The sequence below is a fragment of the Bacillus sp. AL-1R genome (genome assembly GCF_052180195.1).
Taxonomy (GTDB): domain Bacteria; phylum Bacillota; class Bacilli; order Bacillales; family Bacillaceae_G; genus Gottfriedia.
In genome coordinates, this window is sequence record NZ_CP197469.1 from 4,088,883 (window position 1) to 4,113,579 (window position 24,697).

24 protein-coding genes are annotated in these 24,697 nt (G+C 35.2%); 4 read left to right on the top strand and 20 right to left on the bottom strand.

The window, feature by feature from the left end:
• Positions 1–60: 60 nt before the first annotated feature.
• From ablB to ACSBO6_RS19515, 6 genes are all read right to left on the bottom strand, one after another.
• Positions 61–924, bottom strand: a complete 864-nt coding sequence (gene ablB, locus ACSBO6_RS19490; RefSeq protein ID WP_498843896.1) for a putative beta-lysine N-acetyltransferase — start codon at positions 922–924, stop codon at positions 61–63.
• Complete coding sequence (locus tag ACSBO6_RS19495) at positions 902–2,215, bottom strand: peptidase (protein ID WP_498843897.1); 1,314 nt, start codon at positions 2,213–2,215, stop codon at positions 902–904. The genes ablB and ACSBO6_RS19495 overlap by 23 nt, the downstream gene beginning before the upstream one ends.
• Before the next feature lie 15 nt (positions 2,216–2,230).
• Positions 2,231–2,893, bottom strand: coding sequence for a 3-oxoacid CoA-transferase subunit B (locus ACSBO6_RS19500; protein ID WP_098846183.1), 663 nt, complete (start codon positions 2,891–2,893; stop codon positions 2,231–2,233).
• Positions 2,878–3,576, bottom strand: coding sequence for a 3-oxoacid CoA-transferase subunit A (locus ACSBO6_RS19505; RefSeq protein ID WP_098846182.1), 699 nt, complete (start codon positions 3,574–3,576; stop codon positions 2,878–2,880). Before ACSBO6_RS19505 ends, ACSBO6_RS19500 begins: the two co-directional genes overlap by 16 nt.
• Positions 3,573–4,907, bottom strand: coding sequence for an aspartate aminotransferase family protein (locus ACSBO6_RS19510; RefSeq protein WP_498843898.1), 1,335 nt, complete (start codon positions 4,905–4,907; stop codon positions 3,573–3,575). The genes ACSBO6_RS19505 and ACSBO6_RS19510 overlap by 4 nt, the downstream gene beginning before the upstream one ends.
• A gap of 347 nt (positions 4,908–5,254) precedes the next feature.
• Positions 5,255–5,818 (bottom strand): hypothetical protein, encoded by a 564-nt coding sequence (locus ACSBO6_RS19515; RefSeq protein WP_498843899.1) that lies wholly within the window; start codon positions 5,816–5,818, stop codon positions 5,255–5,257.
• A gap of 272 nt (positions 5,819–6,090) precedes the next feature.
• On the opposite strand from ACSBO6_RS19515, the gene ACSBO6_RS19520 reads away from it, so the two are divergent.
• Positions 6,091–6,315, top strand: coding sequence for an NUDIX domain-containing protein (locus ACSBO6_RS19520; RefSeq protein WP_498843900.1), 225 nt, complete (start codon positions 6,091–6,093; stop codon positions 6,313–6,315).
• Positions 6,316–6,459: 144 nt separating this feature from the next.
• Here ACSBO6_RS19520 and ACSBO6_RS19525 read toward each other — a convergent pair whose 3' ends face one another.
• Entirely contained in the window at positions 6,460–6,663 is a 204-nt protein-coding gene (locus ACSBO6_RS19525) for a hypothetical protein (RefSeq protein ID WP_498843901.1), read from the bottom strand.
• A gap of 43 nt (positions 6,664–6,706) precedes the next feature.
• Positions 6,707–6,910 carry a helix-turn-helix transcriptional regulator gene (locus tag ACSBO6_RS19530; RefSeq protein ID WP_098846178.1) on the bottom strand — a complete coding sequence of 68 codons (204 nt, stop codon included), beginning with the start codon at positions 6,908–6,910 and terminating at the stop codon, positions 6,707–6,709.
• A 1,279-nt stretch (positions 6,911–8,189) separates the two neighbouring features.
• Between ACSBO6_RS19530 and ACSBO6_RS19535 the strand changes: the two genes are divergently transcribed.
• Positions 8,190–8,357, top strand: coding sequence for a hypothetical protein (locus ACSBO6_RS19535; protein WP_180232928.1), 168 nt, complete (start codon positions 8,190–8,192; stop codon positions 8,355–8,357).
• Between the two features lie 101 nt (positions 8,358–8,458).
• Here ACSBO6_RS19535 and ACSBO6_RS19540 read toward each other — a convergent pair whose 3' ends face one another.
• From ACSBO6_RS19540 to ACSBO6_RS19590, 11 genes are all read right to left on the bottom strand, one after another.
• Positions 8,459–9,241, bottom strand: a complete 783-nt coding sequence (locus ACSBO6_RS19540) for an SDR family NAD(P)-dependent oxidoreductase (protein ID WP_498843902.1) — start codon at positions 9,239–9,241, stop codon at positions 8,459–8,461.
• 23 nt (positions 9,242–9,264) lie between these two features.
• On the bottom strand, positions 9,265–9,774 hold the full coding sequence (locus tag ACSBO6_RS19545) for an aromatic-ring-hydroxylating dioxygenase subunit beta (protein ID WP_098846173.1): 510 nt from the start codon (positions 9,772–9,774) through the stop codon (positions 9,265–9,267).
• A 20-nt stretch (positions 9,775–9,794) separates the two neighbouring features.
• Positions 9,795–11,093, bottom strand: coding sequence for an aromatic ring-hydroxylating oxygenase subunit alpha (locus tag ACSBO6_RS19550; RefSeq protein ID WP_498843903.1), 1,299 nt, complete (start codon positions 11,091–11,093; stop codon positions 9,795–9,797).
• Positions 11,094–11,125: 32 nt separating this feature from the next.
• Positions 11,126–11,908 (bottom strand): aspartate dehydrogenase, encoded by a 783-nt coding sequence (gene nadX, locus ACSBO6_RS19555; RefSeq protein WP_498843904.1) that lies wholly within the window; start codon positions 11,906–11,908, stop codon positions 11,126–11,128.
• Positions 11,909–11,923: 15 nt separating this feature from the next.
• A complete protein-coding gene (locus tag ACSBO6_RS19560) occupies positions 11,924–13,369 on the bottom strand; it encodes an aldehyde dehydrogenase family protein (RefSeq protein ID WP_498843905.1) in 1,446 nt (481 codons plus the stop codon).
• A 13-nt stretch (positions 13,370–13,382) separates the two neighbouring features.
• Entirely contained in the window at positions 13,383–15,065 is a 1,683-nt protein-coding gene (locus ACSBO6_RS19565; RefSeq protein WP_498843906.1) for a thiamine pyrophosphate-binding protein, read from the bottom strand.
• A gap of 31 nt (positions 15,066–15,096) precedes the next feature.
• The gene (locus ACSBO6_RS19570; RefSeq protein ID WP_498843907.1) at positions 15,097–15,888 is read right to left on the bottom strand and encodes an SDR family oxidoreductase; all 792 of its coding nucleotides are present in this window, start codon (positions 15,886–15,888) and stop codon (positions 15,097–15,099) included.
• A 61-nt stretch (positions 15,889–15,949) separates the two neighbouring features.
• Positions 15,950–16,867 carry a VOC family protein gene (locus ACSBO6_RS19575; protein WP_098846167.1) on the bottom strand — a complete coding sequence of 306 codons (918 nt, stop codon included), beginning with the start codon at positions 16,865–16,867 and terminating at the stop codon, positions 15,950–15,952.
• A gap of 109 nt (positions 16,868–16,976) precedes the next feature.
• Positions 16,977–17,510, bottom strand: a complete 534-nt coding sequence (locus tag ACSBO6_RS19580) for a cupin domain-containing protein (protein ID WP_098846166.1) — start codon at positions 17,508–17,510, stop codon at positions 16,977–16,979.
• Between the two features lie 268 nt (positions 17,511–17,778).
• Positions 17,779–18,582, bottom strand: coding sequence for an IclR family transcriptional regulator (locus ACSBO6_RS19585; protein ID WP_498843908.1), 804 nt, complete (start codon positions 18,580–18,582; stop codon positions 17,779–17,781).
• Between the two features lie 33 nt (positions 18,583–18,615).
• Positions 18,616–19,422 carry an alpha/beta fold hydrolase gene (locus ACSBO6_RS19590; protein ID WP_098846164.1) on the bottom strand — a complete coding sequence of 269 codons (807 nt, stop codon included), beginning with the start codon at positions 19,420–19,422 and terminating at the stop codon, positions 18,616–18,618.
• A 453-nt stretch (positions 19,423–19,875) separates the two neighbouring features.
• Between ACSBO6_RS19590 and ACSBO6_RS19595 the strand changes: the two genes are divergently transcribed.
• On the top strand, positions 19,876–21,168 hold the full coding sequence (locus tag ACSBO6_RS19595; protein WP_498843909.1) for an MFS transporter: 1,293 nt from the start codon (positions 19,876–19,878) through the stop codon (positions 21,166–21,168).
• Between the two features lie 200 nt (positions 21,169–21,368).
• On the opposite strand, the gene ACSBO6_RS19600 is transcribed toward ACSBO6_RS19595, so the two are convergent.
• The gene (locus ACSBO6_RS19600) at positions 21,369–22,619 is read right to left on the bottom strand and encodes an efflux RND transporter periplasmic adaptor subunit (protein ID WP_098846162.1); all 1,251 of its coding nucleotides are present in this window, start codon (positions 22,617–22,619) and stop codon (positions 21,369–21,371) included.
• 612 nt (positions 22,620–23,231) lie between these two features.
• Between ACSBO6_RS19600 and ACSBO6_RS19605 the strand changes: the two genes are divergently transcribed.
• Positions 23,232–24,650: an amino acid permease gene (locus ACSBO6_RS19605; RefSeq protein WP_098846161.1), complete on the top strand. Its 1,419-nt coding sequence runs from the start codon at positions 23,232–23,234 to the stop codon at positions 24,648–24,650.
• The last annotated feature ends 47 nt before the right edge of the window (positions 24,651–24,697 follow it).

The following is a 24,697-nucleotide window of genomic DNA, read 5'->3' on the forward strand; positions in this document are numbered from 1 at the left end:
AACCATCCTTTCACTGCCGAAAACTTAGCAATTCAGCGCTCATTTTTCAGCAGTTTGACATTAAAAGACTTCTTTTGAAAGATCCTTCACCCATACATTCATATCTTCTAATTTATCAAAGATATAGCAGTTGTTTGTCATTCTTCCAGTATACTTATACCCTAATTGATGAAAGGCTGCGTTCATTCCATATGATAATGCTCGTGCGATCGTATAAGAACAATAAACTGATTGGCTTACTAAATCCTGTTCCAACTTTTTCATTAGCTCCTTCATCAATCCATGCTTACGATGCTCTTCAAGTGTTGCACAATTTGTTAGCTCAGCATTTCTTTGACTAAAGTCCACTTCAGCAGATGCTGCACTTACAATATTTCCATCTTTCTCATAAATCCAATAAATCGTTCCTTCATCCATCGTCTTTTCAACATAAGTGGAATTATTTAAAGGTGTAGGATATACCTTAAAAACTTGACCATATAATTTAGCAAGTTTCGTTGAGTCAGTTTTTTCAGCTCTCCGTAAAACATAACCTTCAGGAATTACTTTTTCTTTTGATTTATCACTCTTTAAAACAGCATCTAAAATGTCATCCCCAGCGGCCCAATATAGACTATTTCTTCGATCTTGGCTAGTATATTTCGTAACAAAAAAGCCATCACTACCTTGAAAATAGCCTTTCAGTGCAGATTCAATCATATATCCTGATTGTAAAAAGGAATATACATGTTCACTTCTTGCTTTAATAATCAGCTTTGTAAATTTGTTTGCTTTTGCTAGTTTTTCTATTCTTTCGATTAGATGTGACACGTTCCCTAAGTAAAAATCAACTCGAATTCGCTCATTAAAATAATCTAAAGCACCTTCGAAATAATAGTTTTCTTGTTGAACTTTAATTGTTTCATAATACTTTTTCGTTTTCATATGCTCCCTCACCTTCATGTTGTTGGCCTTCAACTCCACACCAATCAATTAATGTATGGGCAATGATTTCTGCTGCTAAAAACATCTGATCTAAATCAATAAATTCATCTGGGTAGTGAGCTACTTTTGTCTCACCTGGTCCAAATACAATCATTGGTATATTTAAAATTTGTGTAAATAATCCTCCATCAGTTCCCCATGGTGCAGCTTCCACTACTGGATGTTGTTTCATCGTTTCAATAAAGTTTTGTTGCAAGGTTTGCACTAATTCACTGTCAGCTTCAACAGTACCAGGAACCCATCTTGCACCAAACCACTCTACTTCTATCGGATTTTCTACGAACCAATCATCAAGATCTTTAATATTACTAATCCAATTCTCAAATTCTTTTTTTGCATCTTCTAATCTTTCATTTGGTGCCACTCCGAATCGTCCTTCTAAAGTCACTAAATCAGATACAGAAGATGGCCATGTTCCACCATGAATTGTTCCTATATTAATAGGAATTGGAATCGGTACTCCATCATATAACGGATCAGTTATTCGCTCATTTCGTAATTGCTCAAGTTTTTGGATTTGTTGAATGATGAGTACGCTTTTTTCGATAGCGCTTACACCTTCATAACGAGTACCTCCATGAGCTACCTTACCTTTTACCTTAAGTCGGAACCACATTGATCCTTGTTGCTTAATAAAAAACTTCATATTTGTTGGTTCAGGGATAATGACACCATCTGCTGTATATCCTCGCAAGATTGTAGCAAGTGTACCAGCACCACCACTTTCTTCTTCGATTACACTTTGAAAATAAACATTACCTTTTAGTGTAATTCCACTTCGTTTTATTGCTTCAATTGCTAAAATTAGCGCAACATTTCCGCCTTTCATATCAGTTGCCCCGCGTCCATAAAGCTTGTTATCTACAACTGTTGCACTGTAAGGAGGGTACGTCCATTGTTGAATATTTCCTTCTGGAACAACGTCTATATGTCCATTTAAAATCATGGACTTTCCTCCGCTCGTTCCTTTAAGTGTAGCCACAATATTAGGACTACCAGTAAAACTGTCTCTTGTTGAGATAAAATAAGGATGCTCTTTCATTTCTTTTAGATCTGGTTCCCATACGTCCAAATCCAATTCAAGTTCTCTTAATTTTTCAAGGACAATTGCTTGTGCCTTACTTTCATTACCAGAAACACTATTTTCCATTACTAGCTGTTTTAGAAGATCGATAGTTTCCTCTTTATGTTCGCTTATATAATCTTGAATAACTTTTTTGTGATGATTCATCCTCTTCACCCTTTTCTATATGAACATTTTTAAATCAGTACTAATTTCTAGTTTCGCACCAGTTTTTTCGATAACATCCTCTACAGTATATGGACTCATTAGTTCTTTAAGCACTAAAGTGTTATTGACTACTTCAATAACAGCCATTTCCGTTATGATTAAATCTACACAAGATTTAGAAGTTAATGGCAAACTGCATTCTTTCACAATTTTTGGATTCCCAGCTTTATCGGTATGGTTCATAACGACTATTACTCTTTTAGCCTTTTGAGCTAAATCCATCGCTCCACCTATTCCTGGTACACGTTTTCCAGGTACAATCCAATTCGCTAAATCTCCTTTTTCACTAACTTGTAATGCCCCTAGTACCGTTAAGTCTAGTAAACCTCTTCGTATAATGCCAAAAGCAGTAGCACTATCAAAATAGCTAGCACCTTTTAAAACAGTTATTGGGAAACCACCTGCGTTACATAAATTTTCATCTTCTTTTCCTTTTTCGGGACTCGGTCCAATTCCCATAACGCCATTTTCCGCATGGAACATAACGTGTACATCTTCTGGTAAGTAATCAGGAACAATGGATGGAATTCCGATCCCTAAATTTACGATCATTCCGTTTTTTATTTCCTTAGCAGCCCGCATTGCAATTTTTTGACGAAAGTCTATTCCCATGCCCATTTCCAGTTCACTCCTTCTGATGAAATTATGTAATCAACAAATACACCTGGAGTTACGATTTCCTCAGGATTCAACGAGCCAAGTGGAACGATTTCTTCCGCTTCTACAATCGTAATATCTCCTGCCATAGCCATATGAGGATTCATATTCCTTGCACTTTTATCAAAAACTAAATTTCCAAATGGATCCGCTTTCTTTGCAAAAATAATACTAACTTCTGCTTTAAGAGCTTCCTCAACAAGAAATTGCTTACCTTTTACACTTACTTTCTCTTTACCAATTTCCGCCATACTATCAAGACCTACATCTACTAAAACTCCTCCAAGCCCCATTCCTCCAGCTCGGATACGCTCTGCTAAAGTTCCTTGCGGGGAAAATTCTACTTCAAGCTTACCTTCCGTCATTAATTTTCCTGCAAATGGATTCGAACCTATATGAGATGTCACAATTGACTTGATTCTTTCATTCCTTACCATTCTTCCAATGCCGATATCCGGAAATCCAGTATCGTTACTAATCAAGTGAAGATCCTTAACTCCACTATCAAATAACGTTTGAAGTAAAGTTGGTGGTGAACCGACCCCTCCAAATCCTCCAACCATTAGTGTCATGTCGTCATGGAAAAATTGAAGAATTTGTTCGATTGTTACTATTTTTTTATAAGTATTTTCAACTAAATTCATACGAGTTCCCCCTTAGCTGTATTCGTTAGAAGGGATTGTTCCATTTCCAATTCTTTTAAACCCTCTTTAAGGATTTGAAGCAATTCATCCAATTCTTCATAAGTAATCGTTAAAGGTGGAGCAATCATGAAAGCTGAATCTTCTCTTCCGCTTTTTCCAGCAACGGAAGGGTATAAAAGTAACCCTTTACGCATTACTTTTTGAACAAAGGAACTTGATTTTATACCATGAATAAATTCGATACCGATTAATAAACCTTTTCCTCTTACATCTCCAATGAATGGATATTCCTCCATCAATCCTTGGAGCTTATTCATCAGGTAATTACCTTTTTCTTCTGCTGCTTGTACTAAATTATGTTTTTCAACATATTCAATAACGGCTAAAGAAACAGCAGCTGATAATGGGTTAGCACTAAATGTATGTCCACTCATTACAATCTTTGAACCTTGCATAATTGGTTCAATCACTCGATCACTAGCAATCGTTGCAGCCATTGGAGTATATCCGGATGTTAATCCTTTTCCAAGTGTAACGATATCAGGCTGAACACCCCAATGCTCCATTGCAAACATTTTTCCAGTACGTCCAAGACCAGTCATAACCTCGTCTGAAATCAGTAAAATATCGTATTTTTCGCAAATCGCTTTAATTCTTTGGTAATAACCTTTAGATGGTACAACTGCACCTCCTGCAGCACCGATAATTGGTTCGGCAATAAATGCTGCAATATGTTCAGGGCCAATTCGATTAATGGCTGTTTCTAATTCAGATGCACACGCCAATTCACAAGATGACTGTTCTAAGTTGAAAGGACAACGATAACAATACGGCGGTGAAACTGAAGGATAATCCTCCAAGATTGGAACGAAACGTTGACGTCTTAAAGGATGACCTGACATAGATAGTGCTCCAATAGTTATGCCATGATAGCTCATCCAGCGTGATAGAATTTTATTCTTTCCTTTCATTCCCTTTTCTTGGTAATGCTGGATCGCTAGTTTCATAGCAGTTTCCGTTGCTTCAGTACCACTATTAACAAAGAACGTCCAGTTTAAATCACCTTGAGTGATATCACTTAACTTCTTTGCTAGCTTCTCAGCAGGTTCACTAGTAAACTGTGAACGGTAAACAAAAGAAACTTTTTTTGCTTGTTCGGTCATCACATCAATGATTTCCTCAACACCATGACCAATTCCTACTGTAATTGCACCAGATGAACCATCAATGTACCTATTACCATCTTGATCAAATAGATACACACCCTTTCCATGCGAAATCATAGGGTAATGCTGGCCAAGTGATGGTTTAATTAAATAATCTCTTTCCATTTTTCATCCCAACCCTTCCTTATGTAAAACGAAAAAAAGCCACACTACTAAATCTTGGAAATTTAAATAGGGGTATTTTTAGTATTCTTGCTTTCTGGGATACTTCCTTTTTATTTTTTTTACTTAAATTCTGTATTCAAAATTTAATTAGTTATTTTAACTTCTCAACAAAAGATTTGTACAAATAGTTACCCGCCCCAATTGATCGTTATATACATTGTCTGGCGGTCCTTTTAGCAAAAGTCAGCGGCATCATTGTACCTGTACTTTAACTCCTAAATTTATTTAGATTAATATAAAAAAGCGACTGTATTTAAACAATCGTCTTTTTGGATAAAATTCATAGTTTAAGATAATTTAATTAAATTTATTGCACCAGCAATATCAAATCCAGCACAAGTTTCAATTGTATTTAGAATGCTTCTTAACTCAACTAATGCATTTGCTGGAATAAACACAATGGTACCTCCTGTAAGATTAGTACACTCATTTCTATCAGCCTCGACATTAGTGACTGCATTTCTACTTTGCAAATTTGGGACTTCGTTATTATTTATAAATATTCCCATCAAAGCCATTACATTTGTTAGGGTAGACATTTCGACAGATACGGTGTAATGAATATAATAAAACCCTTCTTGTGTCACTCCGATTTGATTAGGGGATGCTAAAAAAACCCCTCCAGATGATGCACCAGTATTAGTCCAGATCATAGCAGTGTTTGCCGGAATTGTCTGAAAACCAATTCTGAAGAAATTTCCAAATGCTGGTGAAAAGGCCCCTGGCAAATCCGAGATGTTAAGTGTTGGATTGAACGTATTGATCGGATTGTTTTGGATTTTGTTTTTATTTACAAGTTTGCAGCAACATGGTTTTGAATTGCATTTAGAGCATTTTTTATGATCACTCAATAATAAGCACCTCTTTAATATTTATATACTCTATAATATTCAGGCTTGTACACTTTGGAAGGGCGGTAGTCTTGATGTAGTTTTTTGTTGTTCAACTAAGCACTGCAGAAGTTGTATATCACTTGGGAGTCCATTAACTTTGATCGGCTCCTATTTTATTATTGGGAGATTAAAAGAAAACCATTAAATTAGTAGAATAAAATAGGATCATCGTTTTTAAGGAGATAATTAATGGGATATATTAAAAAGTTGTAGGTAGTCGTCCACTCCTAATGGCTGGAGCAAATGTTATACTACTAGATTCACAAAAGAGATTGTTATTACAATTAAGAAAAGATAATAACAATTGGGGATTACCTGGTGGGTCATTAGAGTCGGGAGAACATTTAGAAGAAGTGACTAAAATATATGATCAATTAGTAATGTTGAAACCTGACTATAATTTAAGTAACATATTTAAGCATTATAAAAAAATGAAAAAGCATGTCTTGAAATAAGTGAACAAAACATGCTTTTAAATCGACTAACTTCTCTTTAGGATTAAGTTAATTATTTGATTGGACCTTTTCACAGACTTCCGGTTTGATAATAATTCGGTCGAAAAAGGATTGATATTAAGGTTAAATGATAATTTGTTAATACTAAATAAAAAATGCGATAATACCTATGATGATAAATAAAACTCCACCCAAAAACTGTCCTAATCCTGATGCTTCTCCCATAAATAATAAATTGAATAAATTTTTACGTTTTCGATTTTTTCCAAATAAACCTTTTTCTGTCCTCATAAGATAAAGACCCCAAGTAATTAAAATTACCCCAAAAACAAATGACATTATTAGCATTTTTGATCCTCCATTGTATGTTTAATCCGATGTAATATATGAACTATTTGTCATCCTCATCAAAAATAAATGTTTCTTCAATTGATAAATTGAAAACTGAAGCTATTTTATATGCAAGTTGTACAGATGGATTATACTTTTGTTTTTCTAATGAGATGATTGTTCTTGAAGATACACCTACTTTATCAGCTAGTTCTTGTTGTGTTAAATCATGTTTCATTCTCAATTCTTTCACTATATTTATCATAACTCCTCCTAATTAAAGGACATGATTATAAAATCTTCTAGATACCATATCGCTTATTATCAATGAAACTAAAAGTATAAATAATGCAACATTTGTTGAAATTACAGCAAAATTGGATAAAAACATAATAATTAATAGTTCGCATACCATCAAATTCAAAGAAAAATGGGCGACTTTTCCATCAATTATCATATCCCTTTCGTCATACTCCTTTGATAATTCCATTTCTAATTCAGTGTTATTTCTAGATTTAATGTAAGACGCTATTGAATATAACAAAAGTATCCCGCCGAGTAATAACAAGATAAACCCAAAATTAAAGCCTTCCGATTTATTGAAAATTAATTTTATGCTCCCAAATACAATGAGCAATATTGACAATAAAAAGCGATCCCTAAACATATTCTTCAAAAATATCTCTCCTAACCTATTAACCATGTAAAAAGTGAAGTTCATTTCATGTGAAGTTTATTTCACGTGAAGTCTACTTCATGTTAAAGTTATTTTAAATAAATGTCAATATGTAAAATCTCAAGTCGATTTATTAATAGCTATAGAGAATATAATGGGAAAACTTTATATAACTTACTTATGCTTTAGGTGTACAAATTCAGGACTCAATGATGAAAGACTCCTTTTATTTATTTGGCAGAATTGAAACACACAAATATGGAATTATATGGTAAAGTTTTAATTAAGTACTACATAGGAATTATTATTAAGGAGGATATACGTTGTTAAAACTATTAAAAAGTGTTTTTGGTCTACTTGCATTCGTTTTAGCAGTATATGCTTTAATTACTGGTAGATTTATAGTAATGCCATTTATGATATTTTCCTTAGGAGTAATGTTATTAGTAATGGGGTTACAAGAGAAACGAAAGCCTCTCACTTATTCACTTATTCACTTATTCTTGTATCTGGGTTTAATCTATTCGTTTCGATTTATACTTTCTTTATGAACTAACGCATTGCTTTAGTTCATATACGTGAGCTAAAAATAAAAAAGGAGGAATAGGATGGCAAAGTGTCAAAACTGCGATCACAAATGGGAAAAGAAAACATTGTGGAAGCTTTTTTTATCAAAGGAAGGCGTGAATTGTTTGAATTGTGATCAAAAACAATTCATTTCTTTTAATACACAGATTCTTATTACTTTATGTTCGCTATCCTTTTTTTTAGGTGTGTTAATTATTCTTCTATTTCCTTCGTATGTTAAATTAAGTACTAAAAACACAGGTTGGTAGGGCTAAAAATACTAAAAGAGGTGGGTTATGAAATGAACGAATTGACATTACTCTCAATCTCGGCACTAGTATTTTTAACATACAAATTTAATCGAGTCTTTAGTAATAAAGAAGTGTCAAAAGGTAATAAGAGAATTGCTTGGGCGCTATATGGTATTTCAATTTTAGGCTTAATAACTGTAAACTTCTTATTTTCTTGAATTGTTCTAATACTACTAACGCAGTGCACATAGCAAAAGAAAAAGAGAGTGTCCCAAAAAAGTAATCTTTTTAAGACACCCTATGCTTTATTAAAACTTTCTTAACCAAGTCCACGAACTGATAATCCACCATCACTTGAAATGACCTCACCTGTTATTGCACGTGACTGATCGGATGCTAAAAGTACATAGGCTGCAACATGATCTTCAGGCATTTGTGCTAGTTGAAGTGGGTTTCTTCTTTTAATATTGCTTGCTTTCGTATCGTTATCTACGGATTTAGTAAATGTACGTAAAGGTGGGATGACAGTTAGTGCTGTTAAAGTCCCGCCTGGCGCTACTGCATTTACGCGTATAGTTGGTGCTAGTTCAAAAGCAAGCTGACGCATTAATCCAATTTGAGCATGCTTACTAGCCGTGTACCAAACTCCACCACCGTCTGGGTAGAAGCTTGCACCAGATACAGTAAAAATAATATTACCATTTGTTTTTTGTAATTCCTCTAGGGCTGCTTTTGCACCAAAAAATGATCCTTTTACATTTATATTTAAAAGGTAATCATATGCATCTGATAGAGCCTCTGGAGTCACATCAGCAAATTTTGCAAAGCCATCGAAAACGCCTGCATTTGCAATAAACACATCTAGTTTACCAAACTGTTCAACAGTCGCTTTTACAGCCCGTTCATTGTCTTCATATTTGCTTACGTCACCTTGAATGATAAGGAGATTGTCATTAAATTCTTCTTTCATTTGCTCTAGTGTTTCAAGTGAACGACCGATAATACTTACCTTTGCCCCTTCTTGAATGAATCGTCTTGTAACAGCTGCGCCTATTCCAGATGCGCCTCCTGTAATTAACACTACTTTATCTTTTAATAACATCACTTAGCCTCCTTTTTCTTCTATTAAACAAAGATTGCAAGATTTCTAGTATTAATTGTTGTTTGATCTACAATAAATACTCTCTTGGAAAGCCTCCACTTTCCATCTTCATATGTAAACTCGTCATGACGTTCGCCAGAAATTAGATCATGGTGAATATCTGTGCTACGGCTACGATAGATTAGTAAATAACTATTAACTACTGCCTTCTCTTCTTTCACTAGTTCTTTCACACTAACATTGCTTACAAAACGACGGGTTCTTGAAGGAGGAATTTCAGCCCATGCATAGTCAGTTTTTAATCGATCTACTCGAAGCTTTAATAATTCAATATCATCATTAAAGGTAAACATCTCAGTAGAATAGTCTGGGCGCTCAGTTCCTTCTTTATTTACGCGTACAGGCATTTGATAGATTAAATCCGAATGCATTAAACGAAACCAATCATCAAATTCAATATCATCTAATAATTTTGCTTCATCAATTAACCACTGTTCAAATTCTAATTTCGCTAATAATTTTTCAACATTCATTTTACTTCCTCCCCCCTTTGTTACTTTGTTATTAATTCAAGCCAATACCGATAAAAATTACGTTGACTCGCTTCAGTAAATTTATCATCATAGGCTACTCCAGGTCCGATAAAATCGACTGGTTCACGATGTAGCCCCATCGTATAGTTGTACGTTAAATTCTTTTGAAATGGCATTGGACCTTGAGCTGCTTCCGTTATATCCGTGAATACTTCAGTATCATCCTGTTCAAAAATACCAGATGGACTAAACGTTAAGATAAACGAATCTCTTGATCGATTCTTCCATTCCTGAGAAGCATTTTTTTCTACAAGTAACCATGCAATAACTTCCATTTCATTGTGACTAATTGGTCTCCACATTCTAATTGAAGTATTCGAAATTAATTCGCCCTTAATTTTTGTGTGAGATATTAAAAATGACATATTCGGAAAAGCATTTCCAATCATATTTTTTAAGTTTGATAGAACTTCATATTGTTCTTCTGACAAGTTACTTTTATACTCATCCTTCAATTCTTCCGGGAAAGCAAAGTCTGGGTTTGGTGTTCCAAGGTTTAATCCGTGTCCGTTTTCAGTGTGAATTTGAAAACCGCGCTTCGAATATGTTGCATTAGGGACCATGCCTAATTTAGCAATTGAACCATGAGTAACCATCGTGTGGTATGAATCACCTACAAAGTTATCAGAACCGACCTTCCAGTTTGATTTAACAATAAAACGTTGCGGGGCTCCAATTACTTCCATCTCAGCACGTCCTACTACAATATCTAAATACCACTTAAAATCGCCGAGAAACTCTTCAAGAGGCTCTGCATTTTCGTCCCAATTTCCAAATAAAAGTCCTTTATATGATTCTAGCTTCACTTGGTGTAGACCCATTTTTGATCGGTCAAGTCGGTCGCCATAAATATCCTTTTGGAGCGGTACTCCAACAAGCTCACCTGTATTTTTAAAGTTAAATCCGTGATATGGACATGTAAATAAAGTCTTGTTTCCTTTATCAGCACGGCACAGCTTCATGCCACGGTGTGTACACATATTATAAAACGCATTGATTTCTCCCATACTTTCACGTGAGATAATGATTGAATATCCTGCAAGCTCACGCGTCATAAAGTCTCCTGGATTTGGAATTTCTGATTCATGTCCTAGAAAAACCCATGTTTTTAAAAATACTTTTTCATGTTCTAATTCGTAAACTGCTTGATCACCTAGAAGATATGCAGGAATGACTCCTTCATCTGGTTTGACCGTTTCGTTTAAGTAATTTACTAGTTGCTCTTTTGACATTTCATCTAAGGTTTTTTCTTTAATCATGCTCGGCTTATCTCCCCTCGTATTTTGACTTTCTACCCAACTTGTACATATTTATCTTTGTTTTGTAATGTTGCCAAAACACTTAATGCTGCTAAATAACTTGTTTTAGGATTATTTGGCATTGGGTCATTTTCTATCTCAAGTTTAAGTTTTCCGAACGCTCCAGATGCTTCAATTAAATGAGTATTTTTTATCGCAACTGGATCAGCAATAATTTTCACTTTCGTATTGTTAGCACCAAGTCCAGCTAAGGATAATACAATTGCTACATTAATATTTCTAGGGTATAGCTTAATCGCTTCAGCTGCAGAGCCTTCAAACAAAATTGTTTCTTTATCTAATACTTCTTTTGATAATGCGCCAGGTGGTTTTCTAGTTGTAATTGAGACAGCCTCTAGACCACCTACAGCTTTTGCTGACTTTAAAATATCCAGTCCACCGATTGCTCCTGAAGGTAAGAAAATATTTACACTATTTCTTGTACAAACTTCTCGAATCACTTCTTCAAAAGTGGCATCAGCCATAGCCCCAATGCTACTTAACAATAAGTCTTTTCCACCTTCAAGAACTTTTATAGCGTACTCCTTTGCAGCTTCAACCGTTGCAGCTTCAATGACAAGATCGATATCTGATAGAAGTAGTGCCTCTACACTTTCATAAGCTTCTGTTTCAAATTCTTTAGCAAGTCGAATACCTGATTCTTCAGAACGGGTATAAATTGAAACAATCTTTCCTCCTGGTAACATTCCATCTTTATTAATTGCTTGAAGAAGAAATTGGCCGATATTTCCACAGCCGATTAGACCTAGTTTCATACTGATCCACCATCCTTAATTTGCAAATCCGTATGAATCTGCAAAGAATTCCAATCCACAGTGTCTTGTTTCTCTTGAAACACCGCTTTCTTTTAACCCTGGGAAATCCAATGCTAAGTCACTAAAGATGGTATGGTTATTATGAAAAACTGCGCCTGCTTCTAATCGATCTGCCATTTCAATTGCTAATTCTTCATTTTCAGTCCAAACAGAAGCCCTTAACCCAAATTCACTATCATTTGCTAGTTTAGTAACTTCATCAATCGTTGAAAAAGGTAAAATAGGAATTACTGGTCCAAATTGTTCTGCACGAACAATCTCACTTTCCTGATCAACACCTGTTACGATTGTTGGTAAGATGTAGTATCCTTGATCCCACATTTCAGGATTCAGTTGGATACCGGCTGTTATTACATTTGCACCTGCTTTTTCAGTTCGTTCGATTAATCCTTTAACATAATCGTACTGTGCTTTATTATTTAACGGGCCCATTGTTACATCAGGTTGAATACCATCACCTACAACAATACGCTCAAATTCTTTCTGTAATTTTTTGACTAATTCAACATATCTAGAATCATGTACATAAACGCGCTTAATAGCCGAACATACTTGGCCAGCCGCTCTTAAAATACTCATTCTCAATCGTTTAATTGCTTCTTCATCTAAGTTTGCATCTTCTAAAATGATTGCTGGGTCATTCCCACCAAGTTCCATATATACTTTTTGAAGATTTCCTGAAGATTTTTTCATAATATCTTTACCTGTTTGTGTACTTCCGACAAATGCAATCGTACGAACACGTGAATCAGAACAAAGCTTGTCACCGATCATTTTTCCTGAACCTGTTACGATATTAATGACACCAGGCGGAAAATGTTTTGCCACTACTTTTAAACAAGCCATAATGGTTAATGGACAATTTGTCGCAGGTTTCACGACAACTGTATTACCTGCTAAAACGGCAGGAATCACTCGCTTAAAAGTTAAAATCATAGGAGAATTCCAAGGAGTAATTACTGCAGTAACGCCTCTAGCTCTTCTTCTTACTTGAACTTTTTGATTTCCTGGAAGTAATTCTGGTTTCCACCATTTTAATAGTTCATCCGATCCACCATTCATTACTTCAACGCAGCGTAATAAGTCTTTTTTAGCTTCTACTAATGTTTTTCCATTTTCACGAACAAATAATGAAACATGTTCTTCTATGATTTTAGAAAGTTCCACAGCTGCCATTTTCATTCTTTCTACACGATCCTCAATCCCACTCTGTGACCAAAGTTTAAATGCATTCGCTGCAGCATTAATTGCTTCGTTTACGATTTCCTCCGTACATAATGCAACTTTTCCAATTACTTCCGAATGATTAGCGGGATTCATAATATCTGATGTTTCATTACTATCCTTCCATTCACCATTTATGAGATATCTTCCTGATACAACTGGATATGTCGAAATCATACCTGAACCTCCTTTATAATTTTTTTGGCTTAAAGCTTTCAGCTGCTCCTGGAGGTCCACCAAAAGGTTTTGCCATAGGTCCAACTGCTTCCATATCTACAACGATCATTGTTGGCTTTCTTCTTTCAGTTGCCTTCTTTAATTCATTTACAAATTCGTCTCCTGAGCCAATACGTACTGCTTCAAAATGCATAGACTCAGCTAGTTTTACAAAATCTGGACTTAATAAATTCACTGCTACTTGGCGACCATATGCCGCTTCTTGAATATTACGAAGAACCCCATAGCCAGAATCATCAAATAACACAACGATAATTGGAAGATTCTCTTCAGCGGCAGTCACCATTTCCCCTACATTAACCATAAATCCACCATCTCCAGCCATTAATACGACCGTTTGATGTGGGCAACCCATTTGAGCTCCTATAGCGGTAGGAAGGCCTTGACCAATCCCGCCACCGGATGCATGAATAGATGTTCTCGGTTCATAAATGTCGAATATTCTACTACCCCAGACATTCGCTTGTACTGTCACATCTCGAACTAAAATCGTATCTCTCGGTAAAATCTCTCTCATCCCATCTACAAATTGTTCAAACGGGCCCAATGTTTTACGAAGTTGTTCTCGCACTTCATTTCTTAATGAACGTACTTCTTCTATATAAGTAGGTGAAACTGAAATAGACTTTTCATCGATTTTATTAATTAGAGCCGATAAAATATCTTTTGCATCTCCAACTAAGCCAACTGTTGCTTTATAATTACGATTAATTGCATTAAAATCTGCATCAATCGAAATATGTTCTTCTGGGACAGTGACTTTCCAGTTAGAAGTTTCATTCCCTCTGAAACGTACACCTACACTAATCAATAAATCTGCATTTCTTAAAAACTCTTTTGTCGACTCATTGGCTGCAAAATGACCTATACATTGCTCATGATCTTCTGGTATCGAACCTTTTCCAGATTGACTTGTAATGACAGCAGCTCCAAGAATTTCTGCTAAGTTCGTTAACTCTTTTGAGGCATTGGCAGAGATAACTCCACCACCAGCCCAAATAACTGGACGACGTGCTTCTGAAATTTTTGAAATTGCGCACGCTGGTATTACGGTAGAAAGTTGCGGTTTAATAACCTGTACCTTATCAATTGAAACATCCTCAATAATTGCTGATTGAAAATCGATTGGAATTTCTAAGCTAACTGGTCCAGTTGGAGCAGTTAGTGCTTCTTCAATTGCTTTTCTTACTACACCAGCTGTTTGTTCTGGTCTTCTAAGTCTTACAGCATTTTTACAAGCACCGCTCATCATTGATAGCTGGTCTTTGCATTCATGTATGTATCCTTTACCTGTACCAAGATAAGGTGATGCTACTTCTCCAGTCAGATGAAGTAGTGGAACTCCAGCTGCCCATGCTTCTACTAATGAACCAGCAGCGTTTCCAGCTCCTGTTCCTGTACTAGTAATAACAACACCTAATTTTCCTGTCGCACGTGCATAACCATCTGCCATATTGACTGCTCCACTTTCGCCACGTGAACAAATTAGCTTGATACTTCCATCCCTTAAAATCGCGTCATAGATGGGCATATTATGAATACTTACGATTCCAAAAGCGACTTCTACGCCTGCTTGAACTAACTCTTTTACGACGGCATCCGCAGTAGTAAATACGATTTCTTCTTGATTTTTCATCTTAGTATCCTACCTTTGTCTAATAATTTATTTAAAGTGCTTTACCGATTGCACCAGCAGTTTCAATTGTAGAACCAGCTACATAACTCGCTTTGTCTGAAGCAAGAAACACAATAACACTAGCAACTTCTTCCGCTTCACCTACACGGCCTAGTGGAATATTTCTTTTTATCGCCAAATCTTTATAATATTCTTCGGGATCCATATCAGGAGCATTTTTCAGTCTTCTACGTTCCCATTGATCGGTTCGAATTAAACCAAGACTTACTGAATTGACTAAAATATTGTCGGATGCTAATTCTTGAGACAATGTTTTACTTAAATTTAAAAGTCCTGCGCGTGTCGCTGCTGTTGCGACCATATGACGCTCCGGCTCTTTTGCTAGCGTTGCATTTATATTAATAATTCGGCCCCCTCCTCTTTTCACCAAATAAGGATGAGCTGCACGTACTGCATAAATAATTGCGAAATACTTTAATTGAATTTGTTCTTGCCACTGCTCATCTGTAATATCGAAAAAATGCCCCATAACACTTTGACCAGCTGCATTCACTAACGTATCAATTCCACCAAACTTTTCTGCTGTCTGTTGTATAAACTTATTAACTTCCTCTTTTGATGTAACATCACAAGTCGAAGCAAATATATCTTCTCGATCACCATATGAGAGTAAATGATTGAAAGCTTTATCTGCGCGCTCTTTACTTCTTCCGCAAATTGCTACTTTCGCACCTTCACCTAAAAATAATTCAGCTGTCTTCAGTCCAACACCAGAGGTGCCACCCATAATTACCGCAACTTTTCCTTTTAACCCAAGATCCATCCCGTCACCCCTTATTAAAGCTTTCATAGTTCGTATCTTAAAGCATGATTACTTAAACTTTTTAACGTACAACCGTTCTATCTACCCAGCCATTATCCGGTTCTCCGCCCATTGCTTTACGAGCTTCTGGTTTTGGTGGACCAGCAATTCCCCATTGATCCATTAAGTGTGGCACACGTTTCCATACTCGTGCTCTCCACTCTGCCTCATCTTCAATTGTTTCAAGATAGCATGTATATTCCATGACAAAACCACCGAGATCTTGAAAATAACAAAAGATATTATTACCAGGACCATGTCGACCTGGACCCCATAACTCATTTAGTCCAGCTTTTCTAACATTACTAATACCTCGCATTAATTCATCTACCGAATCAACTTCGTAAGCAATATGATTAACTGAAGCGTGTGCATCTTGATTAAAAGCTATCGAATGATGTTTTCGATTACACCTTAAGAAGGACATTTGGTGCTCACTCCAATCAGTCACTTTGAATCCAAGCACATCAGTATAAAACTCCACGATCATATCTAAATCTTTTGTATTCATCACTACATGGTTTAATTTCACAGGATCAACGTTTTTATTAGTCCAAATCGATGTTTGCACCTCTACCCAAGCTGAAAGTTCGATTACACGGTTTTCTGGATCAACAAATTGAAGTCCATATCCTCCACCAGCTTCATCTAAATAACCTGGCTCTTTTACAATATGTACGCCTTTTGAATGTAAAATTTCAGCCGCGCGATCAACTGCATTTTTATCAACCATTCCAAATGCGATATGATGCAAACCGCATTTATCTCCCTTTCGAAGACTTAGTATATGATGCTCAGGTCCCGCTCCTCGAAAATATGCAATATTGTCATCTGAAACATTTACACGATCTAAACCCCAAACCTTTTCGTAAAAGTTCACTTGCTCATCGAAGTTTGGTGTAATCAAACTTATATGTCTTAAATGAGTAATTCCTAGCATCAACAATCCCTCCCATTCACCTATATAAAGCGCTTTCTTTTATCAACTCTATTGAAAAAGGCAGCTACAATTTATTCAAAATGCAGCTGACCTTTTTTGATTTTTTTCATTAACCTTTAATGATTGCTTCTCTCTCTTTAGCACGTTGTTTACGAAGTTCTTCAAGCGCGCTACCTTCTGGATAGGTTGGAAGGTTTGGTTTCACTGCACCAAGCATAACTAACATACGTGCTTCAGTATCACCATCATTTCTAATACCTCGATGAATGCCAGGAGGAGAACTGATACAATCTCTAGCTTTTAATTTAATTTCATGTACCTCATCTTTACCAACTTCTTGAATTAAAGCAGTAACCTCTCCTTCAAGAATAAAAAATACTTCTTCTACATCATCGTGAAGATGTAAAGGTCCAATGCAACCAGGAGGTAGAACCATTGTACTTAATGTAAAATGCTCTGCTGTAATAACATTTGAATCATTATTCGCTGTCGCCCCACGTCCAATGTATCGCATTTGAGCACGCTTATATCTTGGATCAATTTCCTCTTGAAATTTTAAAACATTCCAATCTAGCGTACGATCTTCTAATCGAGCCACGTACTTCTTTTCAAATTCTTCAACTGAAAAAGTTTCATTTGTCATTTTAAAAATCCTCCTTGTATTGTTGTTCCTTTTTTTAAAAAAATGTTTTGTATTTAACCTTTTATTTGTTTTATATACAAAACAGTGTTTTATCTATAAAATAATTCTAGGATGAATTATCTTTTGTGTCAACATAGTTTTTAGAAAATTTAGATATGTCATAAAAGTAAAATATAAAAAACATTGTATATTCAGCGTTTATAACTAGTTTTTTTACAAAAAAAAATATGAATTCCCTTAGTATGGGAATCCATATTTTTAACTTGAACTATTTAACCTGATTTGAAACTCTGCCGTTGTAACCCATATAGTTTGATAGTAAAACAGAGACATCAAGAAGTTTAGGTAATGCAACTTTATTCATGTAATCTTCCTGATATGATATTTCAGTCGCTACGATATTCAATGCTGCTAATACTTTTCCTGTTCTACCGTAGATCGGTGCAGCGATTGAATGAATACCTTGATGAAATTCTCCACTTGTCATCGAGTAGCCATTTTGACGTATTTTTTCTAATTGGTCTATAAACTCTCCAGGCGTTGTTAACGTTTTATCTGTATATGGCGTTAAATTTGTAACTTGGAACAGTTGCATAAGACTTTCCTTTGGCTCGTATGCAAGAAGTAGCTTTCCATTTGCTGTTGCATGGGCTGGTAGTCTTAAACCAATATTGACATTGACTGCTGATACCCCTCTAACCGGAGCACTCCCCACATACACTACTTCATGTCCATCTAAAATTGACAAATGACATGAAGCACCTATTTCATCACGTAATGATTCCATATATGGTTGTGCTATTTCAGGTACTTTCAAACTATTTATATAACTAAAACCTAATTCAAGAACTTTAGGAGTTAACGAATATTGCTTCGTATTTTCATCCTGTGTTAAGTATCCAATCGACTGCAGTGTATAAAGTAATCGATAAGGTACTGTTCTGCTTACCCCTAACTTTTTTGCAATCTCTGAAAGTGACAAACTAGGATGTTCCTCATTAAAAAGCTTAATAATTTCTAATCCTCTAACTAAAGAATTGGCGCTATATTTTTCTTTTTCTACATTATCCATCGAGCAAACCTCTCCTAATACATAGATTCAATTCTATTTTTGACTAATCGGTTGTTTCTTTAAAAAGTTTAACACGGATTGATTAAATAGTTTAGGATCTTCTTGATAGCATAAATGGCCTGTATTTGGTACAATAACAAATTCCGAATTCGGAATCAACTCATGAAATATTTGTGATTCACTTACTGGGGTTACTTGATCTAACTCCCCGCACATAACAAGTGTTGGAACAGATATTGAAGGAAGAATCTCCATTTGGTTTAAGTTTGATAAAGAGTAGGAAACAGAACGGTAACCAGATAGACGTACTTGTGACATGATACGCTCAGCCTCTTTTATCACCTCGGCCGATGCATTTGGCGCAAGTAATGCTTTTACTCTTTTTCTTGCTAATTCACTTGGTTGTAGATTTTCAATGGAGTTTAACCTATTTTGAAGTTTTATCTCGTTTTCTTCTCTACTTAACCCAGCTGCTCCACGTGTTGCATCTGAAATAATTAACGCATCGACCATATGTGGAAAACGGCTCGTAAAATCAATTGCAATTGCTGATCCCATTGAATGACCTAGTAAATAGATAGAATCTAGTCCTAGACTATCCAAAAACTCTTTAAGAACATTAGCAAACTCGGAAAATTCACGGAACTCCTTTTGTAGATCAGAACTCCCACCATAACCTGGCGCATCCCAAACAATTACTCTATACTGTTCCTTCAATTCACTTAATTGATGCTTCCATGACTGAGAATTGTTTCCCAATCCATGTAAAATGACAAGTGCTTGTCCTTCACCTGATTCTTTATAATGAATCGATAACTCTTTTAAATGACTTATTGGCATCCGTATTACCCTCCACTCTATTTTCGATCTTTCAAAACCTAAATATCAACAAACATAATGTTTTATATAAAAAACATGTTTTCCACTTGAATTATAGATTTGTCAGAATTTATTGTCAATAATACTATTTTTTCAAAGGGTTGATAAATACATGATTATACTATCGAAACATAATAACTGGAAAATTTTTCTGCAAAATCACAATTGACAAACTTTTCTAACTATTTTATCTTTAAAAGAGTTTCATCGTTAAATTACGAAACAGTGTTTTATATTTAAAACATTAACACTTTTATTGAAAGGAGTGGATCGTTCAAGTTGAGCCAAAGTTAAAACTTGAAGTATCAAAACAGAATACTTGAACTTCAATACCTATTAGGTAAACGTAGTTTCTGCTTTTTCCTTCCAAATTTTAAACGCTATTACTTGATATTAAAAGGAGAGAGAATTTTAATGCTACATAAACAAAAAAGATGGATTTTTATTGCTTTACCAATCTTTTTCTTTTGGTTCTTTGGACAAATTGATAAAGTTGGCATTTCTGTCATACAAACAGACCCAGAGTTTTTGAAAGCACTCGGTATGACTGGTGTTGATAAAAATGCAAAAATTGGTCTTCTTTCATTTGTTTTTACGATTGCATATGGGGTTTCGAATCTATTTTGGGGATTCATTATTGATAAGTTTGGTGCGAGAAAAACGGCCATAGCTGGATTATTTGTTTGGTCTCTTACTATGTTTTCATCTGGTCTCTCCACTACATATGAAGCATTTATTATTAGTAGAATTATTCTTGGATTTGGGGAAGGGATGATGATTCCTGTTTCGGGGAAATTTATTTCTGCTTGGTTCAACAAACGTGAGCTAGGGCGTGCTCAAGCTTCTTGGCTTACAGGTAACTATTTAGGACCAGCAATAGGGGCAATTATTTTAGTACTTGTTATTTCATCAATTCACTGGCAAGCTGCCTTCTTTATGCTCGCTGGTTTTAACTTATTAATTAATATCCCGATGTTTATTTTTCTTACAAGAAATACACCTGCAGAACATCCTTGGATAAGTAACGAAGAGTTAGCGTTAATTAACCATTCTGATCCTACAGAAGAAAAAGTTAGCAGTTCGAATGGAAATAAGAATTTTATTCAAGATTATCGTTTTTGGATTGTATGGTTTGGGATGTTAGTCTGCTCTTTCCTTTTCTTTGGGATCAGCATTTGGTTGCCAACATACTTGATTGAGGCAAAAGGTTTTGAGCGTGAAGGTATGACAAGTATTACTTCTTTATCGTGGTTATTTGCACTTGGATTTGTTCTCGCATGTGGTTTTCTTGCTGATAAAACAAGACGCCCAAGTCTAATGGCAACAATATTATTTTCACTAACGATACTATTCTTAATAACAGCAGTACTTGTTCCAAACCCGATTTTAGCAGGCGTTTGTATGGGGCTAGCTATGGGTTGCCAAGGTGGTGTTTTCCATTTAAGTAATATGTTCTTAGTAAAATACTCTACACAGGAAACAGCTGGACGGGCTGCAGGATTAATCGGATTTACAAATCTAATGGGTGGTTTTTCTAGTTATATTATGGGATGGTTGCGTGACTCATCAGGTGGAGACTTCACAACTTCCATTTTTATGCTGATTATTACGGCTCTTTTAGGATTAATCGCTTATTTATTTTCTATTAAGGAAGAAGCAACAGAACTACGCGCTGTTCCATTACCTCCACAAAAAATTAATGCTTAAATCAATTCATTATTTTGAAAACGCTTTAAAGGTATGACCTGGGGGAATTACTAACTTTGACTATACTATTTTCATATTAAAAAGGCATCTAGTGTCAGGTAACCTGACTTTTTTAGATGCCTTTTTTACCTTTGTTTCTATGAAAATTAATAGACGATCACTATCGCAAAATCCTTTCCCTATAGTGATCATCTATTCAACTACTTTTTTAAATCAATTTTAGTTCCAGGGCGGACAGTCCAGGAAGGATTTTTACCTACTTTGTCCCCTTCCTTTAATCCTTTAAGAATGGCAACATATTTCCCTTGTTTTTGGCCAGTTTTTACATTCTTCTTATAAATAGTTCCTTTTTTAAGTACATAAACATATTTTGATTTTCCTGACCCTTTAACGCTCGTCGCAGGTACTGCTAACAAATCCTTTGATTGTACTACTATTTCAAGATTTGTTTCGTAACCAGGATATAGTTTTTCTTGTGAATCTAGTGTTGCTCTAAAAGAGTAATAAGGTATTGCTTCTTTTGTTGATTTCTTATCTTGATTAGTGGAAGGATTATTCATAGGATAGTTACTTACCTCTGAAATACTTCCTTTCCAGCTCTTATTAGCAACAACTTTTGAACTGACTTTAATTGCTTGGCCTGGTTCAACTTTTGCTTTCTCTTTCTCAGTTAGCTTTCCTTCAATTTGGAATGGTTCGTTTGAAGCAATTTGCATTATTGAGATTTGCTGTTTATCTGTTGCTTTAAAACCTTGTCCGATACTTTTATTCAAGTTAAGTACTACCCCATCATTATTACTGTTTACAGTTAATGATTCTTGTTGTGCTTTTAGCTGTTCAGCTTCAAGTGTATATTTTTCTACTTTTAGCTGTGCAGCATTTAGCTCTTCCTTTGCAGAATTAAGTTCAACTTGCAAAGACTGAATCTCCAGTGTATTTGTTGTATTTGTCACATTACTATCTGGATTAGTTGCATCAGTTGAATTAGATGTTGACGCTAAAATAGCATTTTGAATATCTTTTTCTAATGATGAAATTTGGTCGTTTTTCTGTGTGACAGTTGTTTCTGCTAGTTTCTTATTTACTTCTGCTTGTCCTATTTCAGCTGCTATAGTTGGATCTTCATAAGAAAAGAGTTTTTGCCCTTTCGTGACAGTATCACCTTCTTTAACAAAAATCTCATTGATCGAACCTTTTGTTGGATTTACGTAAATTGTTTCCGTATGACTTTGTACAACATGACCAGACACAGTTTCAGTTTTCGTAAAACTTTTTACGGTTGGACTGATAAACTGTAATGTTTTAGATTTACTCTTTTTAATTTCTACTACCGCTACGCTAAGAACCACAGAAACGATTAAAAGAACAATGATCCCCATTACAATAAATTTCTTCTGACGTGGCGTAATTACTCGTTCTTTTTCTTCGTAAATTCTTTTCGCCGTTTCCATAAAACTTTTGCCCCTTCCTTATCTTGCCAAAAACTTATTACGACTTCTCCTATGTCTATTGTCTATTGTTTTAAAAAGGGTTTCAAGGAGATTTTTTAGAAAATCATAAATATTTAATATCTTTTTTTTAATAAGCCTTTTATTTATCTACTAAAGTATATCCGAGAAGGAAAATTATTTCAGAATATTCTAAATTATATTCCGAAAAATAATTTTAGCTTCTATATAATAAGTTTTACTAGAAAGAAAGCCTACTAAGAAAGTCATAGAATCCCTTGATATATCTATGTAATTTCGCACATACTTTTTATTAATTTAATTTAAAATTTATATTTTATTAGCTCAATATATACTATTTAAAACATTCATACTATTATTGCATAGTAATATCGAACTATGTTACAATACAAAAAAATCTTTGAAGAAAAGAATAATTCTCTTACTATTTAAGTCTACTACTATTTTTTATATGCATTAGTAAACGCTTACTTAAATTTGAGAAATGATAAAACTCTTCCATTGCAAATTGATTAGTTACTACGCACTATTTTAAACAGTGTGTGTTTATTTACTAAAAATACAGATTATTCGTAAAAAAGGGGGAGTTTTTGGATGAATGCTTTTTTCAGGAAAAAGTCGATTGAACAGCTTCAACAGGATGGGGCTAAAAATACCGGACTTAACCGTGTTCTAGGTTTATGGCAACTGACTGCCATTGGTTTAGGCGGGATCATTGGTGTAGGTATCTTCGTATTAACCGGTGTAGCAGCAGCTGAACATGCTGGTCCGGCAGTTCTTTTATCGTTTATTATTGCTGGTTTAGCTAGCGCAGCAGCTGCATTGTGTTATGCAGAATTTGCTGGATTAATACCGGTAGCCGGAAGTGCTTATACTTACAGCTATGCTGTTTTAGGAGAAGGTACAGCTTGGTTAATCGGGTGGGATTTGTTACTCGAGTATGCTTTAGTTGTTGCAGTAGTAGCCATTGGATGGTCTGGCTACATGCAAGAGTTTTTATTACAAATGGGAGTTCACCTTCCTGTATGGGCACAAGGTGCACCTGGTACTGGAGCAGGTCACAAAGTTGACTTAATTGCCGTTTTAGTTAGTCTTGGAATTGCTGGCTTACTTACATTAGGAACTGAAATGGGTTCTAAATTTAATTCATTAATGGTTATCATCAAATTAGGTATTATACTTTTAGTTATTGGCGTTGGAAGTTTTCATATAAATACAGCTAACTGGCACCCATTCATGCCTTTTGGTTTTCATGGCGTAATGAGTGGTGCAGCTCTAGTATTCTTTGCTGTATTCGGATATGACACATTAACTACAGCAGCTGAAGAAGCAAAAAGACCGCAACGTGATTTACCACTTGCAGTTATCATATCATTAGCTGTCGCTTTATGTTTGTATGTTGCAATGTCACTTATTATTACAGGTATGGCTCCGTATGAAACACTTAATAACGCAGCACCTGTAGCAAAAGCTTTTAGTAATATTGGTATGAAGTGGATTACGTTAATCATTTCTGCCGCTGCAATTACAGGGATTCTATCAGTATTGTTCTCATTTATGCTTGCTGGATCACGTATTTGGTTCTCAATGAGCAGAGATGGTTTATTACCAAAATGGTTTACAAAATTACACCCTAAATATAAAACACCTTATCGTCCTACTTTATTAATTGGTTTAATTACAGCTTTTGTAGCTGGTGTTACGCCAATTAACGAAGTTGCAGAACTAGTTAATATCGGAACGTTAACAGCGTTTATTTTAATTTGTTCTTCTATTATTGTATTACGTATAAAACGTCCTGATTTAAAAAGAGGATTCAAAACACCATTAGTACCAATTATTCCATTAATTGGAATCGGTTTTTCTGCTTATCTAATCGCTAGTCTTCCAAGTATTACATTTATTCGTTTTATCGTTTGGATGGCTATAGGACTTCTTGTTTATGGTTTATACGGTAAGAAAAGAAGTACACTTGGAATAACAGATAACAATAATAAAACGAAAATAAGTTAAAGTAGTATTAAAAAGTCACAAGGAAATTGGTTTTCCTTGTGGCTTTT